Below are 16894 nucleotides of genomic sequence, written 5' to 3' on the forward strand. Positions count from 1 at the left end.
TTATCTTCTTGTAATTCCTGTATCTTCTTTATTTTAAACAGATTATAAAGTAGTTTCTATTTTCTTTCAAAAATATTACAGACAGATGACGATTGCTATTGTAATTCTTAATTGGAATGGTCGTGCCTTGTTAGAACAGTTTCTTCCTTCGGTACTATTGCACTCAGCTCAGGCAACTATCTATTTGGCAGACAATGCTTCTACCGATGATTCCGTAGCTTTTGTGCAAGAGCGTTATCCTGCCATTCGCATTGTTCAAAATACTGAAAATTTAGGCTATGCAGGAGGCTATAACGCGGCCTTACAGCATATTCAGGCAGATGTATATTGCCTGCTGAATTCCGATGTTGCGGTTACCGAAGGCTGGTTACGCCCTATTATAGAAGCTTTTGCCAATGATGAAACATTAGCGATAGCACAACCAAAGCTGTTAGATTTCAAGCAGCCCGAAAAGTTTGAATATGCAGGAGCCGCAGGAGGGTATATAGATAAATACGGCTATCCTTATTGTAGGGGCAGGCAGTTTAATACCCTCGAAGAAGACAAAGGACAATACGATGCGCCTGAGCCTGTACCCGTATTTTGGGCTTCAGGAGCTTGTTTTTTTATCAGGGCGAAAGTATTTCATCAGTTAGCAGGTTTTGAAGAAGTTTTTTTTGCACATCAAGAAGAAATAGACCTTTGCTGGCGCGCCCATCGCGAAGGCTTCAAAGTAGCTTGTGTAACCCAAAGTGTCGTCTATCATTTAGGAGGAGCTACCCTTGCAACTAATAATCCGAAGAAAACCTACCTAAACTTTCGCAATAGCCTGCTAATGCTCCTGAAAAACCTACCCGATAAAGGCTTGTATACAACCCTCTTTTTGCGCTTAGTGCTTGATGGAGTTGCAGGAGTACGCTTTTTGCTACAAGGCAAACCACGCCTCACCTATGAAATTGTAAGGGCACATTTTGCTTTTTACAAGCACTTTGCTGCGTTTAAACAAAAACGCCCTAAAACAATCACTTTTAAAGACTATTTCCAGCGAAAGTTATTTTTTATTTAGTCGTTAGTTTTTAGCAAGTATTATCATCTAAGGACTAAAAACTAACGACTAATAACTAATACCTAATGACTAACGTCTAAAAAGCATCTTCTTTGGTATCGATAAGCTTATTGAGGTCGTCCGATAGGTAAAACACTTTTGTTTGAGGAACGTATACCATATTGGCATTACATATTTGGGCGCACCCTCCCGAACCTAAGCATTTTTGTACTAAAGTTACACAGTCATACCCCTCACACTTCTTTTCCCAAACTTTGCCGTCTTTATCACAATGTACTACAAAGCCGCCCTTTTGGCTGGGCTTGTTGTCATAACCCAAGACAGTATCCCAAGCAATCTCCTCACTGGGGCGAGCTTCGGTAGCGGATAGCAATGTAATCGTTTCATCTTGAGCGTTGAACTGATAAGTGATAAAGAGCACTTTATTCTCTTCTGTAATAATGTCTTTACCAGCAACAGTGCCAAAGAAATCTTGCTGTGCCATTTGCTTATCTTTCAAATCTTGCAAAGGCTCTTTATGGTCTTTACTGCACGACCACAAAACAATGCTAATACATAGCATAAAGAACAAATTTTTGTAAATTCCTTTCATAAATAAACTTTTTTAAATTACTGCTGCAAAGATAAGGCGCTTTTTGTACAAATGATAGTGCGAAAAACGCTTTTTTTTTGGAATATACGTTTTTTTTTACTATTTTTGCCTCATAAACTTAAAAAATAATAGCGATGAAGAAGTATACTAACCTTGAAGAAGCTACTGAAAAAGTAGATAGTGTCTTGACAAAGATAAGAAAGCTGCGGCTTGCCCAGCAGTTGAGTTGTGAACAAATGGGCGATATTCTGGGGGTAGATACCACTACCTATAGGAGGATAGAAAATGGGCAACATCGTTTGAGGGTAGAAACGCTTATTACTATAGCAAAGGCATTGGGCACTACAATTTATTCGTTGCTGGAGGAGCCCAATATCTCTCATACCCTCGCCGAAGGATGAGCGAAGGTTGAGCGAAGGTTGAGCGAAGGATAATCGCAAATTAATTTTTTTTCTTACCTTTGCACCCTCAAATATTTTTTTAATGACTACCACAGTTTATAAATATTGTTTTATCATTTTCTTCCTATCGTTGCAGATAGCTTTAGCCCAGAGGGGTAGCGAGGCACTCCTTATCAAAGAGGATGTACTGCTAAAATGCGACAACAATAAAATCCCTTCTGACGGACGGGTAGAACTGCCACGCTCTGTCAAAACCATCGCTACCGATGCTTTTAAAGATTGTAATAGGCTGCGCTATGTAAGCATCGCAGCTTCAGTAACCGCTATAGGCGATGGCGCTTTTGCAGGCTGCACTTCCCTATTGCAAGTAAGCATCGCAGCTTCGCTAACCAATATCGGCAACAACGCTTTTGCTTTTTGCGAAAGTCTTAAAACTATCAATCTGCCCAATACGCTCTCTTCAGTAGGCGATTGGGCTTTTAGAGGTTGTACAGCTTTAGAATCCATCACCCTGCCAGAAAGCCTTACTTCATTAGGCACAGGCGTATTTTCAGATTGTACCCAGCTCAAGCGAGCCAGCTTTACAATGAAACAATTAGAAGCCATTCCTTCGCGCTTGTTCTTCGGCTGCAAACAGCTCAAAGAAGTAAATCTTCCCCCTGTTTTACAACGCATCAAAAGTGCTGCTTTTGCCTCTTGCAGTAGCCTTAACAAAATAGATCTACCCCAAAATTTAGTAGGCATAGGCGATGATTGTTTTGAAAACTGCACTACTTTAGAAACAATAGAAATTCCCGACACTGTAGTATATCTAGGAGCAAGTGCTTTTCATAACTGTACAGCCCTCACCGATGTAAAACTACCCTACGGAATGCGCCACCTCCAGAATGACACTTTTTTAAACTGCACCTCGCTAAAAGCCATTATTATTCCCGATACGGTAGAAAAAATCAATATGCAGGCATTTAGAAACTGCACAGCCTTAGAGGCAATACAATTTCCTTTGGCACTTACCGATATTTTTTATGGTGCTTTTTACGGCTGCAAAAGTCTGCAAGAAGTTACCTTGCCCGAAGGCGTAGCCTATGTGGGAAGCTATGCTTTTGCTTTTTGTGAAAGCCTAAAAACCATAGAGCTACCCCGTGCTGTTACCGTTATAGGCATACGAGCCTTTTCCGATTGTTACAATCTCGAAGAAGTAAAACTCTCGCGCTTTACTACCGCAATAGGCGTACAAGCATTCCTAAATTGTAAGAATTTAAAAGAACTACGACTCCCCGCTACCATTGAAAAAATAGATGCAGGAGCTTTTGAAAATACAGGACTTACTGAACTACACTGCCGCGCTATCAATCCGCCTGCACTTTCGGGCAGAATGGGCTACAGAGGCAAAGTAGTAGTCCCCTTCAGGTCGCTCGAAACCTACAAACAAACTACAGGCTGGCAAGATTGTGCTTTAGAATAGTGATTATTTCAAATTTACGATGATTAACAGCTAATTGCCAAATTATTCCTATCTTTGCACCCTCAAATAGAAACTTATACCTTTATGGCAAAAGAAATAGACGAAAGCAAACAAGGGCAAAGCCTGATGTTACAATCCAATACCGCCAACACCAAAAAACTATACATAGAAAGCTACGGCTGCCAAATGAATTTTTCTGATAGCGAAATTGTAGCTTCTATCCTCGCCAAAGTGGGCTATAATACCACCAACACCGTAGAAGAAGCTGATTTGGTACTCATTAACACCTGTTCAGTGCGCGACAAAGCCGAACAAACCATACGAAAACGCTTAGAACAGTTCAACGTATATAAACGCAAAAAGCCAGCGATGAAAGTCGGTGTATTAGGCTGTATGGCAGAACGCGTAAAACACGCTTTTTTAGAAGAAGAAAAAATCGTAGATATGGTGGTAGGTCCCGATGCTTATAAAGACCTGCCCAACCTTTTAGAAGATGTTGAAGAAGGACGCGAGGCTGTAAACGTAATTCTCTCTAAAGATGAAACCTATGCCGATATTGCCCCAATACGCCTCAACAGCAATGGCGTTACCGCTTTTGTTTCAATCACTCGTGGTTGCGACAATATGTGTACCTTCTGCATAGTACCTTTCACTCGTGGGCGTGAACGCAGTCGAGACCCTTACTCTATCCTCGAAGAGATAGCCGACTTGCAAGCACGTGGTTTTAAGGAAGTTACTCTATTAGGGCAAAATGTAGATAGTTACTTATGGTATGGTGGCGGGCTGAAGAAAGATTTTAGCAAAGCTACCGAAATGCAACAAGCTACAGCTATCAACTTTGCTAAGCTATTAGATATGGTAGCTACGGCTTACCCCAAAATGCGTATTCGCTTCTCTACCTCCAATCCACAAGATATGACCCTTGATGTGATTGACACAATGGCACAACATCACAATATTTGCAAGTACATTCACCTGCCCGTACAAAGTGGTAGCAATCGTATTTTGAAAGCTATGAACCGCTTGCATACCCGTGAAGAATACTTTACCCTGATAGATAGTATACGCGAGCGTATCCCCGATTGTGCTATTTCGCAAGATATGATTACAGGTTTCCCTACTGAAACTGAAGCTGATCATCAAGATACACTTTCGCTAATGGAATACGTAAAATATGATTTTGGCTTTATGTTTGCTTATTCTGAACGACCTGGTACTTTAGCAGCTCGCAAAATAGAAGACGATGTGCCCGAAGAGGTGAAAAAACGCCGATTGGCTGAGATTATAGACCTTCAGCAAAAACACAGTCTTTACCGCACTCAGGCACAATTGGGCAATACAGTAGAAGTACTTATTGAGGGCAACTCAAAAAAATCGGATAAAGAGTGGATGGGGCGCAATACCCAAAACACTGTAGTAGTGTTCCCTAAAGAAGACTATAAAGTAGGCGATTTTGTAATGGTAAAAGTTACCGATTGTACCTCTACAACCCTCATAGGTAAAGCGATTGGCTATAGCGAAATGAATTTTTAAGCTGAGTAACGCTTCCTTTAGTTATAAGCTAACAATCTGATAATAAGTATGTTTAATAGGTTGGGTACAAAAAAATAACAATATTTGTTAGTAAAAAGATTGTTATTCAAAAAAAATACGTACCTTTGCCGTCAGTAATTATATCATAAAATAAGAAAATTATGTCAGACATTGCATCAAGAGTTAAAGCCATTATCGTAGATAAATTAGGCGTAGACGAAAACGAAGTAACAAATGAAGCAAGCTTTACTAATGATTTAGGAGCTGATTCATTAGACACTGTTGAGTTGATTATGGAATTTGAAAAAGAATTTGATATTCAAATTCCAGATGACCAAGCTGAAAATATTCAAACAGTAGGTCAGGCTATAAAATACATTGAAGACAATAAACAGTAAGTAGCTGATAGATAGACGGCTATTGGTAATAAAAATTATTGCTGATAGCCTTTATCTAATTTTAAAACCTAAATGCTAAAAAATTAAAAGGAACTATATGGAGAGAAGACGTGTAGTAGTAACCGGTATTGGTGCGCTCACCCCTGTAGGGAATACTGCCAATGACTTTTGGCAAGGGCTTGTAGCAGGCAAAAGTGGCGCTGCACCCATTACTTATTTTGACGCTTCTAAGTTTAAAACTCAGTTTGCTTGCGAACTGAAAGGATTTAATGTAGAAAACTTTATCGACCGAAAAGAAGCTCGAAAATTGGATAAATTTGCCCAATATGCTTTAGTAGTAGCCGATGAAGCAGTAAAAGATGCTCATTTAGACGTAGAAAAAACCGATAAAGATAGAGTAGGGGTAATTTGGGGCTCAGGAATTGGAGGTCTCGAAACTTTCCAAAATGAGGTTATCAACTATCAACAAGGAGATGGCACACCTCGCTTCAACCCTTTCTTTATTCCTAAAATGATAGCTGATATTGCTTCAGGTATGATTTCGATAAAATACGGTTTTAGAGGGCCTAATTTTACTACTGTTTCGGCTTGTGCATCAGCAGCAAATGCTATGATTGATGCGCTGAACTACATTCGCTTTGGCTATGCCGATGTGATAGTGTCGGGAGGGTCTGAAGCTGCAGTTACTATTGCGGGCATTGGAGGTTTCAATGCTTTGCACGCACTATCTACTTTTAATGAAGATCCTTCAAAGGCTTCGCGCCCGTTTGACGCTAATCGCGATGGTTTTGTATTAGGCGAAGGTGCGGGGGCTATCGTATTGGAAGAATACAATCACGCTGTGGCTCGTGGTGCTACTATCTATTGCGAATTGGCAGGAGGCGGGCTTTCTGCCGATGCTTATCATATGACGGCACCTCACCCCGAAGGGCTGGGAGCTAAATTGGTAATGAATAACTGCCTGAAAGATGCCAACGTAACTCCTAATGAGGTAGATGCTATCAATATGCACGGTACTTCTACGCCGCTGGGAGATGTAGCGGAATCTAAAGCTGTACTTGATGTATTTGGAGAGCACGCTTATAATATCAATATCAACTCTACAAAATCTATGACGGGACACTTGTTGGGAGCAGCGGGTGCTATTGAGGCAGTAGCTTCTATCTTGGCTATCAAGAATAGCATAGTTCCTCCAACTATCAACTTTGAACACCCTGATGAACGCATAGACCCTCGTTTGAACTTTACATTTAACAAAGCACAAGCTCGTGAAGTGAATGTAGCGATGAGCAATACTTTTGGCTTTGGTGGGCATAATGCGTGCTTATTGTTTAAAAAACTATCATAATAAGTATTTAATTAAGTGTTTAGCTTAAAGAAAATATTAGATTTTTCCCGTTTTACTTCTAAGAAGAAAGACGGGATTTTTTATAATAAAATGAAAGAGCTTTTGGGGTTTTCACCCAAAAACTTATCGCTTTATAGTGAGGCTTTTACTCACCCTTCTTATCAGTACCAAAAGGCTACTCGCAAAAGTTATGAGCGGCTCGAATTCTTGGGCGATGCTATTTTGGGAGCGGTAATCGCTGATTATATTTTTACGAATGCACCCGAAGAAAATGAGGGTTACCTTACCAAAATGCGCTCTAAAATTGTGGAAAGGCGCAACTTGAACCGATTGGGTGAGGAGCTCGACTTGCTCAGCTTCTTGCGTACCAAGCTCACTCCACGGCAGTTGGGCAATAATATTACGGGTAATCTTTTTGAGGCTCTTATTGGGGCTATTTATCTTGACAAAGGTTATAAAACTTGTTTTAGCTTTATAGAACGCAAACTTATTTTGCCTAATATTGATATTAAATATTTGGAAGAGAAGGTAATTAGTCACAAAAGTTTGCTAATAGAATGGTGCCAAAAGCACAAATTAGATTTTTTGTTTGAAGCCGAAGAGGATATTGAAGATAAATCGGAGACGAAATACTTTATAGCAAAGGTGCACGTAGAGGGCTATTCGGTAACACGGGCTCGTGCAACTTCTAAAAAGAAGGCTGAAGAGACGGCTGCCAAGCGTGCTTGTTATAAAATACAGGGTAAACGACACCAAAAATTAGATGTAAAATGAAAATACTGCTGCTTTCCGATACGCATTCGTATATAGACGACCGCATACTGCACTATGCTGCCCAAGCCGATGAGGTGTGGCACTGCGGCGACTTTGGCAATAAACAGGTGATAGAAGCTCTACAGGCAGTAAAACCTTTGCGCGGTGTATATGGCAATATTGACGGTACAGAGGTGCGACAATTTTTCCCCGAAGTGAATTGCTTTACTTGCCAGCAAGTGCAAGTACTGATGATACACATAGGGGGGTATCCTGCTCATTATACAGCTTTGGCTACCCAAGAAATTCAGGTAAATAAGCCTAAATTATTTATATCGGGACACTCACATATATTAAAAGTGCAATATGACCCTAAATACAAGCTCTTACACCTAAACCCAGGGGCTGCTGGCAACTATGGTTGGCATAAAGTGCGTACGATGTTGCGCTTTGAAATAGAGGGGGAGGAGATTAAAAATTTAGAGGTAATAGAACTTGGAAAAAGATAGAGTAGAGGAGAAAAAAAATATTTTTTTAGTAAAAAGTTTTGTAGATTAAAATATTTGCCGTACTTTTGCTGCCCAAAAGCGTGCCTATTTAGGTACTTATTGTAGATAAATATAAAATAACTAATTATGGTTCAGTATATTAAAGAATCTTATGAAGAACTTAAGAACCACGTAACGTGGCCTACATTAGCCGACTCTCAAAAAGAAATGGTAGTGGTAGTGGTGTTTTCTGTACTTTTTTCATTAGTAGTATGGGGTATGGATTCCTTCTTTGAGTGGATAGTAGCTGAGTATTTTAATTTTATGAAATAAAAACAACCGAGGAATGTCTGCATTGTTAGAAAAAAAATGGTATGTAATAAAAACTGTTACAGGGCAGGAAAACAAAATAAAGAATCACATAGAAACAGAAACAAACCGCTTGGGTTATGCTGACTATGTAGAGGAGGTTTTGGTTCCTACCGAGAAGGTGGTACAAGTGCGCAACGGCAAAAAAATTACAAAAGACCGTGTGCATATGCCTGGTTATGTGATGGTAAAAGTACACTTGGCTGGTGAGGTATTGCATATCATCAAATCGATACCTGGGGTAGTAGGTTTCTTGAGCGAAACCAAAGGTGGTGACCCGCTTCCTTTGCGCAAGAGTGATGTGAGCCGAATGCTGGGACAGGTAGATGAATTGGCAGAAACGGTTGAAGCATTACCAATACCTTTTGAAGTGGGCGAAACAGTAAAACTGATAGATGGTCCCTTCAACGGATTTAATGGTACTATAGAGCGTGTAAATGAGGAAAAACGCAAGCTTGAAATAATGGTAAAGATTTTTGGTCGCAAAACGCCTATAGAGCTTAGCTACACGCAAGTAGAGAAATTGTAAAAGAACGCCTTGCCAAAAGCGGGGCATAAAAATAATTATTAATAAACAATGGCAAAAGAAATTAGTAAAGTAGTTAAACTACAAGCTCGGGGAGGTCAAGCGAATCCTTCGCCACCAATAGGACCCGCATTAGGTGCTGCCGGTGTTAACATTATGGAATTTTGCAAGCAGTTCAATGCACGTACGCAAGATAAGCAAGGCAAAGTGGTTCCTGTAGTTATCACAGTATACAAAGATAAGTCGTTTGACTTTGTCGTAAAAACAGCGCCTGCTGCCGTTCAGCTATTGGAAATTGCAAAGGTTAAAGGAGGATCAGGAGAGCCCAACCGTAAAAAAGTAGGTAGTGTTACTTGGGAACAAGTAAAAGCAATTGCAGAAGATAAGATGCCTGATTTAAGTGCATTTACATTGGAAGCTGCAATGAGTATGGTTGCGGGTACAGCTCGCTCAATGGGTATAACAGTAACTGGTGAAAAACCTTTTTAATCGGAAAGCATTATGGCAAAATTAACAAAGAAACACAAAGAAGCTCTTGCCAAAGTGGATAGGAATAAACTTTATTCGCTAAAAGATGCTTCTGCATTATTAAAAGAAATTACTTATACCAAGTTTGATGCTTCAGTGGATATTGCAGTACGTTTGGGTGTAGACCCACGTAAAGCGAACCAAATGGTGCGTGGTGTGGTTACACTACCCCACGGAACAGGTAAAGATGTTCGCGTATTGGCTTTGGTAACGCCTGATAAAGAAGCGGAAGCAAAGGCTGCTGGTGCTGACTATGTAGGGCTTGATGAATATCTACAAAAGATAAAAGATGGTTGGACTGATGTAGATGTAATCGTAACAATGCCTGCAGTAATGGGTAAATTAGGTCCGTTAGGACGAGTATTAGGCCCTCGTGGCTTGATGCCTAACCCTAAAACAGGTACCGTTACTATGGAAATTGGTAAAGCTGTACAAGAGGTAAAAGCTGGTAAAATAGACTTCCGTGTGGATAAAACAGGTATTGTACACGCATCGATAGGTAAAGTTTCTTTCTCTGCTGATAAATTGGTAGATAATGCTAACGAACTTATCCAAACGTTGATAAAAATGAAACCTACAGCGGCAAAAGGTACGTATATGAAATCTATCTACCTTTCATCTACAATGAGCCCAAGTGTAGCAGTGGATACAAAAACAGTTTAATTGGTAGTTAATAATCGGAAATTATGACAAGAGAAGAAAAATCATTAGTAATAGACAATTTGACTGCTCAGTTAGCTGAAAACAACGTTATTTATGTAACAGACCTAACTGGCTTGGACGCTCAACAAACGAGTGCATTGCGCCGTGCGTGCTTCAAAGCGGATATAAAGCTAGCAGTTGTAAAGAATACTTTGCTTGCAAAAGCAATGGAAAGTTCAGATAAAGAATTTGGTGAATTACCACATATACTAAAAGGAAATAGTGCCTTGATGTATGCTGAAGTGGGTAATGCACCAGCTAAACTTATCAAAGAGTTCCGCAAAAAATCAGACAAGCCTGTATTGAAAGGGGCTTATATAGATTCGGCAGTGTTTGTAGGTGATAACCAATTGGATGCACTTGCAGCTATCAAATCTAAAAACGAAATTATTGGCGATATCATTGGCTTGCTTCAATCACCAGCCAAGAACGTTATCTCTGCGCTTAAATCAAGCGGTGGTAAGCTTGCGGGTATCATCAAGACACTTTCGGAAAAAGAATAGTGAGAAACGCACAAAATTATTTATAAACAATTAAAAAACGATAGAAAAAATGGCAGATTTAAAAAATTTCGCAGAACAATTAGTAAATTTAACCGTTAAAGAAGTAAACGAGCTTGCTCAAATCCTTAAAGACGAGTATGGTATTGAGCCAGCAGCAGCTGCAGTAGCAGTAGCAGCAGGGCCTGCAGCAGGTGGTGCAGGTGAAGCTGCAGCTGAAAAAACTGAATTTGACGTAGTATTGAAATCAGCAGGTGCTAACAAATTGGCTGTAGTGAAATTAGTAAAAGACCTTACTGGTCTTGGACTAAAAGAGGCTAAAGAAGTAGTAGACGGTGCTCCTTCAAAAGTAAAAGAAGGTGTTTCTAAAGAAGAAGCTGAAGGGCTTAAAAAATCTTTAGAAGAAGCTGGTGCTGAAGTAGAATTGAAATAATTTTACTAAGAGAACCCTATAAGGTTTAGGTCTTTTTCAATAGGAATTAGACCTAAACCATTTTGTAATTTAAATGAAAAGTAAAGTTAGGAAACTATGGAAACTCTATTAAATATAGCAATAGATGACCGTAAAAAAATCTTAGAAGAAGAAGATTTTTATTATCAACTAACACCTGATGAACTAAAGAGTTTAGCAATAGCTGAAGAACAATCGAGATTGGGAATGGTAGTAAGTAGTGAAGAGGTGCGTAGAGAAATACGGGAAAAGTATGCGGGTAAATTGGGTAATAGAGGCTAAAAAGAAATATTATGAGACTCTTGATTATTGGGATAGACATAATGGCTCTTTTGACTATTCATTTAAGATAATACAAGCTGTTGAAACCTTAGAAGATGAGTTGGTTGAAGCTCCCTATTTTTTGGCAACATATAGTGAGCAAATGGATTTATATAGAAAATATTTTCTAAATAAAAGATTTATAATATATTATAAGGTTTATGAAGAACTTGGTGTAATAGAAATAAGGGATTTTAGAAGCTGTTATCAAGAACCTTTATTTTAGAAAACAATACAATAACAATATTATGGCAGAAGATTAAATATACTTTAGCCAAATAAACATAAAACAAAATGAGCAAACACCTTGAACGTTTAAATAACATCTATTGGAGTTTTTCTAAGAAGTATTATAATACTGTAGAAGAGTTTAAAAAAGATATTGAAGAGTATAATATTAGCTGTGAAAACGAAAAAGAATGGCAATTAGACGAACTAGTAATTGATGAGCCTAGTATTGAAATGCAATATATGGCTTGGGTACACCCAGAAGATATACTACCTAATGAGGAGTTGCGAGAAGATGAAGATTATTTTGAACAAGAACCTGATGATGATGAGTATGGTTATCAGGTAGAATTGGCAGCAACTTTGCTTCCTGATAACGGCAAGAACTTTTTGGGCTATGAATTTCTGATGAAAGTACATAACCAACAGGCTAATAAAGAATTAGGCGACCACGTATTTTATGAAGGTTCTGAAGTAGAAAAAGAAGAAGATGGTGTTGCAAGAACCTATATCTACTGTGGCAGCTAACAACTAATGACAACAACTTACTACTAACGCATTAAATAATAATATTAAAGTAAAGAAAATGCTTACGAATCAAACTGCAAGAGTGAATTTTGCTTCCGTGAAACACGTTCCTGAATATCCTGATTTTTTGGATATTCAAATTAAAGCGTTTCAAGAGTTCTTTCAAATGGAAACGAAATCGGAAGACCGAGTGCACGAGGGCTTGTATCAGACATTTAAGGAGAACTTTCCTATTACTGATACTCGTAACCAATTTGTACTTGAATTTCTTGATTATTTTGTAGATCCACCTCGTTATACTATTCAGGAGTGTATAGAGCGTGGTCTTACATATAGTGTGCCATTGAAAGCGAGATTGAAGCTCTATTGCACCGACCCTGAGCACGAAGATTTTGAAACTATCGTGCAAGATGTCTATTTGGGTACTGTACCTTATATGACTACCAGTGGTACATTCGTTATCAATGGTGCTGAACGTGTGGTGGTATCACAATTGCACCGTTCTCCGGGCGTATTCTTCGGGCAGTCGTTTCATACTAATGGTACAAAACTTTATTCAGCTCGTATTATTCCTTTTAAAGGTTCGTGGATTGAGTTTGCTACCGACATCAACAATGTGATGTATGCTTACATCGACCGTAAGAAAAAACTTCCTGTAACTACTTTGTTTAGGGCTATTGGTTTTGAGCGAGATAAAGATATATTAGAAATATTTGACCTTGCTGAGGAAATAAAAGTTTCTAAAACAGGGCTTAAAAAGTACATTGGTAGACGTTTGGCGGCTCGTGTGCTAAATACTTGGCACGAGGACTTCGTAGATGAGGATACTGGTGAGGTGGTTTCTATTGAGCGTAATGAAATTATCCTTGACCGTGATACGGTTCTTGATGAGGATAATATTCAAGAAATATTGGAGGCTGATGTGAAAACTATTCTTCTTCATAAGGAGGATAGCCAAACGACAGACTATACAATTATTCACAATACTTTACAGAAAGACCCTACAAACTCTGAAAAGGAGGCTGTAGAACACATCTATCGTCAGTTGCGTAATGCTGAACCGCCTGATGAGGAAACGGCTCGTGGTATTATTGATAAGCTTTTCTTCTCAGATCAGCGTTATAATTTGGGTGATGTAGGGCGTTATCGTATCAACAAGAAATTGGGGCTTGATACGCCTATGGAAAAGCAGGTGCTTACCAAGGAGGATATTATCACTATTGTAAAATACCTTATAGAGCTTATCAACTCGAAGGCTGAAGTCGATGATATCGACCACCTTTCTAACCGCCGTGTACGTACAGTGGGTGAGCAGTTGGCAGCACAGTTTGGTGTAGGACTTTCACGTATGGCTCGTACTATTCGTGAGCGTATGAATGTGCGTGATAACGAGGTATTTACACCTATTGATTTGATCAATGCTAAGACATTGTCGTCTGTAATAAACTCTTTCTTTGGTACAAACCAGCTTTCACAGTTTATGGATCAGACAAACCCATTGGCAGAGATTACTCACAAGAGACGTTTGTCGGCTTTAGGGCCTGGAGGTTTGTCGCGTGAGCGTGCTGGTTTTGAGGTGCGTGACGTACACTACACTCACTATGGTCGTTTGTGTCCTATTGAAACTCCTGAGGGACCTAACATTGGGCTTATCTCTTCATTGGCAGTCTTTTCAAAAGTAAATGGTATGGGCTTTATTGAAACGCCTTACCACAAGGTGACTAATGGAAAGGTAGACCTTAAAGATATGACTTATCTTACTGCAGAAGATGAAGAAGGACTAAAGATTGGTATGGCAAACATAGCTTTGGATAGTGAGGATAAAATCATTGACGAGCGTGTGGTTGTAAAAGAGGATGGAGACTTCCCTATTATTGAGCCTAATGAGGTGGAATATATAGACGTCGCTCCTAACCAGATAGCTTCTATTTCGGCTTCTTTGATTCCGTTCTTGGAACACGATGACGCGAACCGTGCGTTGATGGGCTCGAATATGATGCGCCAAGCTGTACCATTGTTGAAACCTGAAGCGCCTATTGTAGGTACTGGCTTAGAGCGCCGTATTGCTTCAGATGCCCGCGTACTGATGAATGCTGAGCGTGATGGGGTAGTGGATTATGTGGATGCTGAAAAAATTATCATTACTTACGATCGTACTGATGAGGAAAAATTAGTAAGTTTTGATGCTGATGAGACTGTTTATAAACTTATCAAATTCCAAAAAACAAACCAAGGTACTTGTATCAACCTTAAACCTATAGTTCACAAAGGGCAAAGGGTGAAAAAAGGGCAAGTGCTTTGTGAAGGATATGCTACTGAAAATGGGGAATTGGCTTTAGGGCGCAATATGAAAGTGGCGTTTATGCCTTGGAAAGGTTATAACTTTGAGGACGCTATCGTAATTTCTGAGCGTGCTGTACGTGATGATATCTTTACTTCTATTCACATAGATGAGTATGCTTTGGAGGTACGTGATACTAAATTGGGTCCTGAAGAGCTTACTAGTGATATTCCTAACGTATCGGAAGATGCTACCAAAGATTTGGATGAAAATGGTATGATACGCATTGGGGCAGAGGTTCGACCAGGTGATATACTTATAGGAAAGATTACTCCTAAAGGTGAATCGGATCCTACTCCTGAAGAAAAATTGTTGCGTGCTATCTTTGGTGATAAAGCTGGAGATGTGAAAGATGCTTCACTTAAGGCTTCACCATCACTTTACGGGGTAGTAATTGATAAAAAGCTTTTTTCTCGTGCTGTAAAAGATAAACGCAAACGCAATAAAGACAAAGAGGATTTGGCAACTTTGGAAGCTTCATACAATGCAAAATTTGAAGCTTTGCGCAATAAGCTTTTAGAGAAACTTTATTCGTTGGTATCTGATAAAACTTCACAAGGTGTAACGAATGATTTGGGCGAAGAAATTATCCCTAAAGGCAAAAAATATACTAAAAAAGCACTTGAGAATATTGAGGATTATGCACATCTTACCTCATCGGGCTGGACAGACGATGCACACATCAACGGACTTATAGATGACTTGTTGCATAACTATCGCATTCGTGAAAACGACTTGCAAGGTTTGTTGCGCCGTGATAAATTCACAGTATCGGTAGGGGATGAGTTGCCTTCGGGTATTTTGAAATTGGCTAAAATATATATAGCTAAGAAACGTAAGCTAAAAGTTGGTGATAAGATGGCAGGTCGCCACGGTAATAAAGGTATCGTAGCACGTATTGTTCGTGATGAAGATATGCCATTCCTTGAAGACGGAACCCCTGTAGACATAGTGTTGAACCCTCTTGGGGTGCCATCGCGTATGAACATTGGTCAGATTTATGAAACCGTACTTGGATGGGCTGGACAAAAATTAGGACAAAAGTATGCTACTCCTATCTTTGATGGTGCTTCACTTGAGCAAATCAATGCTCTTACTGATGAAGCTGGTGTACCTCGTTTTGGACATACTTACTTATATGATGGAGGTACTGGTGAGCGTTTTGACCAAAAAGCAACTGTAGGGGTAATCTATATGATTAAGCTCGGACATATGATTGATGATAAGATGCACGCACGTTCTATAGGGCCTTATTCACTTATCACGCAACAACCTCTTGGAGGTAAAGCGCAGTTTGGAGGTCAGCGTTTTGGAGAGATGGAGGTATGGGCATTAGAAGCCTATGGAGCTTCAAGTACCTTACGCGAAATCTTAACTGTTAAATCTGATGATGTGGTAGGACGTGCTAAAACTTACGAGGCTATCGTGAAAGGGGAGACAATGCCTGAACCAGGATTGCCAGAATCATTCAACGTATTGATGCACGAATTGAAAGGTCTTGGATTGGATATAAGACTTGAAGAATAGAGCAATGCGTTAAAGAGCTGGCGAGAAAGATTGTTGAAATCTTTTGAGTGTGAAGTTTTGGTAATTTTGAAACTGAACAGAACCTTGTTCTATAAAGTAATAAGACAAGAAATCCAAATTGTTGTGTAAAACAATAATTTGGATTTCTTATTTTATGCTTTTGATAAAAGAAACTGATATGCTTTTAAGTACTTATTGAGACGTTCACAATCCTCTTCACTAATAAAACTTAGACGGGTGATATCCATATTATCTTTCAAGTCATTAAGTTTTATCTTTATAGCTAATGGATTGGTAATAATGCGTGCAATAAACTCTTCATAATTTTCATTAGGTAGCTTTGTAACACACCGCAAAGCTTCAATAATTTCATCATCAAACCCTTCTTCTTTTAGTTTTTCAAATGTCCATTCTGTATCCTCAATCAAATCGTGCAAAATACCACATATTTTTTCATTTTCAGTATTACCTGCATTCATTACTCTGATTAAGTGCATAATATAAGGAGTTGCTCCTTTATCTATTTGCCCTTTATGAGCTATCGTTGCTATCAATATTGCTTTTTCTAACATAATAACTTTTTTTTGCTTACAAAGTTAGAAAAAATAGCTAATATGCTAATGAGAAATTCAAAATAATTACTACTTTTGCAGGGATAATATAAACTTATTTTTCATCTTTTTATTCGCATAAATAGATAAAAATGCTTTGGGAATGAAACCAAAATAGCAAAAATAACCGCTTGGGGGTAAAAAAATACAAATTTTTTAGTACTGAAAATCAATGATTTAAAAAATAATTGCAAAAAAAAGTCTCAAAAAATTTGGAGAATTAAAAAAACGCCGTACCT

The 16894-nt window shown here is 38.9% G+C and carries 20 protein-coding genes; 18 read left to right on the forward strand and 2 right to left on the reverse strand.

Annotation, left to right across the window (positions count from 1 at the left end; all coding sequences use genetic code 11):
- Positions 1 to 85: 85 nt before the first annotated feature.
- Positions 86 to 1045, forward strand: a complete 960-nt coding sequence (locus HMPREF9075_RS01195) for a glycosyltransferase family 2 protein (RefSeq protein WP_009414769.1) — start codon at positions 86 to 88, stop codon at positions 1043 to 1045.
- Between the two features lie 76 nt (positions 1046 to 1121).
- Here the strand turns inward: HMPREF9075_RS01195 and HMPREF9075_RS01200 are convergent, their stop codons facing one another.
- Positions 1122 to 1637, reverse strand: coding sequence for a hypothetical protein (locus HMPREF9075_RS01200; protein ID WP_009414770.1), 516 nt, complete (start codon positions 1635 to 1637; stop codon positions 1122 to 1124).
- Between the two features lie 134 nt (positions 1638 to 1771).
- Here HMPREF9075_RS01200 and HMPREF9075_RS01205 point away from each other — a divergent pair, with 134 nt between their 5' ends.
- The 17 genes from HMPREF9075_RS01205 to rpoB all read left to right on the forward strand — a co-directional run bounded on the left by HMPREF9075_RS01205 (position 1772) and on the right by rpoB (position 16044).
- The gene (locus HMPREF9075_RS01205) at positions 1772 to 2038 is read left to right on the forward strand and encodes a helix-turn-helix domain-containing protein (RefSeq protein ID WP_009414771.1); all 267 of its coding nucleotides are present in this window, start codon (positions 1772 to 1774) and stop codon (positions 2036 to 2038) included.
- A gap of 82 nt (positions 2039 to 2120) precedes the next feature.
- Complete coding sequence (locus tag HMPREF9075_RS01210; RefSeq protein ID WP_009414772.1) at positions 2121 to 3503, forward strand: leucine-rich repeat domain-containing protein; 1383 nt, start codon at positions 2121 to 2123, stop codon at positions 3501 to 3503.
- Positions 3504 to 3587: 84 nt separating this feature from the next.
- On the forward strand, positions 3588 to 5036 hold the full coding sequence (gene miaB, locus HMPREF9075_RS01215; RefSeq protein WP_009414773.1) for a tRNA (N6-isopentenyl adenosine(37)-C2)-methylthiotransferase MiaB: 1449 nt from the start codon (positions 3588 to 3590) through the stop codon (positions 5034 to 5036).
- Between the two features lie 161 nt (positions 5037 to 5197).
- Positions 5198 to 5434, forward strand: a complete 237-nt coding sequence (locus HMPREF9075_RS01220; protein ID WP_009414774.1) for an acyl carrier protein — start codon at positions 5198 to 5200, stop codon at positions 5432 to 5434.
- Between the two features lie 97 nt (positions 5435 to 5531).
- Positions 5532 to 6782 carry a beta-ketoacyl-ACP synthase II gene (gene fabF, locus HMPREF9075_RS01225; protein ID WP_009414775.1) on the forward strand — a complete coding sequence of 417 codons (1251 nt, stop codon included), beginning with the start codon at positions 5532 to 5534 and terminating at the stop codon, positions 6780 to 6782.
- Between the two features lie 15 nt (positions 6783 to 6797).
- Entirely contained in the window at positions 6798 to 7556 is a 759-nt protein-coding gene (gene rnc / locus HMPREF9075_RS01230; RefSeq protein ID WP_009414776.1) for a ribonuclease III, read from the forward strand.
- Positions 7553 to 8044, forward strand: a complete 492-nt coding sequence (locus HMPREF9075_RS01235) for a metallophosphoesterase (RefSeq protein WP_009414777.1) — start codon at positions 7553 to 7555, stop codon at positions 8042 to 8044. Before rnc ends, HMPREF9075_RS01235 begins: the two co-directional genes overlap by 4 nt.
- Before the next feature lie 126 nt (positions 8045 to 8170).
- Positions 8171 to 8356, forward strand: a complete 186-nt coding sequence (gene secE / locus HMPREF9075_RS01240; RefSeq protein WP_009414778.1) for a preprotein translocase subunit SecE — start codon at positions 8171 to 8173, stop codon at positions 8354 to 8356.
- 13 nt (positions 8357 to 8369) lie between these two features.
- On the forward strand, positions 8370 to 8921 hold the full coding sequence (nusG, locus tag HMPREF9075_RS01245) for a transcription termination/antitermination protein NusG (RefSeq protein ID WP_009414779.1): 552 nt from the start codon (positions 8370 to 8372) through the stop codon (positions 8919 to 8921).
- 48 nt (positions 8922 to 8969) lie between these two features.
- On the forward strand, positions 8970 to 9407 hold the full coding sequence (rplK, locus tag HMPREF9075_RS01250) for a 50S ribosomal protein L11 (protein WP_009414780.1): 438 nt from the start codon (positions 8970 to 8972) through the stop codon (positions 9405 to 9407).
- Between the two features lie 12 nt (positions 9408 to 9419).
- A complete protein-coding gene (gene rplA, locus HMPREF9075_RS01255; protein WP_009414781.1) occupies positions 9420 to 10109 on the forward strand; it encodes a 50S ribosomal protein L1 in 690 nt (229 codons plus the stop codon).
- A gap of 23 nt (positions 10110 to 10132) precedes the next feature.
- Complete coding sequence (gene rplJ / locus HMPREF9075_RS01260) at positions 10133 to 10651, forward strand: 50S ribosomal protein L10 (protein WP_009414782.1); 519 nt, start codon at positions 10133 to 10135, stop codon at positions 10649 to 10651.
- Positions 10652 to 10700: 49 nt separating this feature from the next.
- Positions 10701 to 11081: a 50S ribosomal protein L7/L12 gene (rplL, locus tag HMPREF9075_RS01265; RefSeq protein WP_009414783.1), complete on the forward strand. Its 381-nt coding sequence runs from the start codon at positions 10701 to 10703 to the stop codon at positions 11079 to 11081.
- 96 nt (positions 11082 to 11177) lie between these two features.
- Entirely contained in the window at positions 11178 to 11381 is a 204-nt protein-coding gene (locus HMPREF9075_RS01270; protein ID WP_009414784.1) for a hypothetical protein, read from the forward strand.
- Positions 11353 to 11646: a hypothetical protein gene (locus tag HMPREF9075_RS01275; protein ID WP_009414785.1), complete on the forward strand. Its 294-nt coding sequence runs from the start codon at positions 11353 to 11355 to the stop codon at positions 11644 to 11646. Before HMPREF9075_RS01270 ends, HMPREF9075_RS01275 begins: the two co-directional genes overlap by 29 nt.
- Before the next feature lie 68 nt (positions 11647 to 11714).
- Positions 11715 to 12176 carry a hypothetical protein gene (locus HMPREF9075_RS01280; protein WP_009414786.1) on the forward strand — a complete coding sequence of 154 codons (462 nt, stop codon included), beginning with the start codon at positions 11715 to 11717 and terminating at the stop codon, positions 12174 to 12176.
- A 58-nt stretch (positions 12177 to 12234) separates the two neighbouring features.
- Positions 12235 to 16044: a DNA-directed RNA polymerase subunit beta gene (rpoB, locus tag HMPREF9075_RS01285; RefSeq protein ID WP_009414787.1), complete on the forward strand. Its 3810-nt coding sequence runs from the start codon at positions 12235 to 12237 to the stop codon at positions 16042 to 16044.
- A 152-nt stretch (positions 16045 to 16196) separates the two neighbouring features.
- Here rpoB and HMPREF9075_RS01290 read toward each other — a convergent pair whose 3' ends face one another.
- Positions 16197 to 16616, reverse strand: a complete 420-nt coding sequence (locus HMPREF9075_RS01290) for a hypothetical protein (protein ID WP_009414788.1) — start codon at positions 16614 to 16616, stop codon at positions 16197 to 16199.
- Positions 16617 to 16894 lie beyond the last annotated feature (278 nt).

This window comes from Capnocytophaga sp. oral taxon 332 str. F0381 (assembly GCF_000318275.2).
GTDB lineage: Bacteria > Bacteroidota > Bacteroidia > Flavobacteriales > Flavobacteriaceae > Capnocytophaga > Capnocytophaga bilenii.

Bases quoted from the DNA above. Each gene is read 5' to 3' on its own strand.
- HMPREF9075_RS01200 (WP_009414770.1), bottom strand. From the start codon at position 1,637: ATGAAAGGAATTTACAAAAATTTGTTCTTTATGCTATGTATTAGCATT.
- rpoB (WP_009414787.1), top strand. From the start codon at position 12,235: ATGCTTACGAATCAAACTGCAAGAGTGAATTTTGCTTCCGTGAAACAC.
- HMPREF9075_RS01270 (WP_009414784.1), top strand. From the start codon at position 11,178: ATGGAAACTCTATTAAATATAGCAATAGATGACCGTAAAAAAATCTTA.
- HMPREF9075_RS01235 (WP_009414777.1), top strand. From the start codon at position 7,553: ATGAAAATACTGCTGCTTTCCGATACGCATTCGTATATAGACGACCGC.
- secE (WP_009414778.1), top strand. From the start codon at position 8,171: ATGGTTCAGTATATTAAAGAATCTTATGAAGAACTTAAGAACCACGTA.
- HMPREF9075_RS01210 (WP_009414772.1), top strand. From the start codon at position 2,121: ATGACTACCACAGTTTATAAATATTGTTTTATCATTTTCTTCCTATCG.
- fabF (WP_009414775.1), top strand. From the start codon at position 5,532: ATGGAGAGAAGACGTGTAGTAGTAACCGGTATTGGTGCGCTCACCCCT.
- HMPREF9075_RS01220 (WP_009414774.1), top strand. From the start codon at position 5,198: ATGTCAGACATTGCATCAAGAGTTAAAGCCATTATCGTAGATAAATTA.
- rplA (WP_009414781.1), top strand. From the start codon at position 9,420: ATGGCAAAATTAACAAAGAAACACAAAGAAGCTCTTGCCAAAGTGGAT.
- HMPREF9075_RS01280 (WP_009414786.1), top strand. From the start codon at position 11,715: ATGAGCAAACACCTTGAACGTTTAAATAACATCTATTGGAGTTTTTCT.
- rplK (WP_009414780.1), top strand. From the start codon at position 8,970: ATGGCAAAAGAAATTAGTAAAGTAGTTAAACTACAAGCTCGGGGAGGT.
- HMPREF9075_RS01275 (WP_009414785.1), top strand. From the start codon at position 11,353: ATGCGGGTAAATTGGGTAATAGAGGCTAAAAAGAAATATTATGAGACT.
- nusG (WP_009414779.1), top strand. From the start codon at position 8,370: ATGTCTGCATTGTTAGAAAAAAAATGGTATGTAATAAAAACTGTTACA.
- miaB (WP_009414773.1), top strand. From the start codon at position 3,588: ATGGCAAAAGAAATAGACGAAAGCAAACAAGGGCAAAGCCTGATGTTA.
- rplL (WP_009414783.1), top strand. From the start codon at position 10,701: ATGGCAGATTTAAAAAATTTCGCAGAACAATTAGTAAATTTAACCGTT.
- HMPREF9075_RS01290 (WP_009414788.1), bottom strand. From the start codon at position 16,616: ATGTTAGAAAAAGCAATATTGATAGCAACGATAGCTCATAAAGGGCAA.
- rplJ (WP_009414782.1), top strand. From the start codon at position 10,133: ATGACAAGAGAAGAAAAATCATTAGTAATAGACAATTTGACTGCTCAG.
- HMPREF9075_RS01195 (WP_009414769.1), top strand. From the start codon at position 86: ATGACGATTGCTATTGTAATTCTTAATTGGAATGGTCGTGCCTTGTTA.
- HMPREF9075_RS01205 (WP_009414771.1), top strand. From the start codon at position 1,772: ATGAAGAAGTATACTAACCTTGAAGAAGCTACTGAAAAAGTAGATAGT.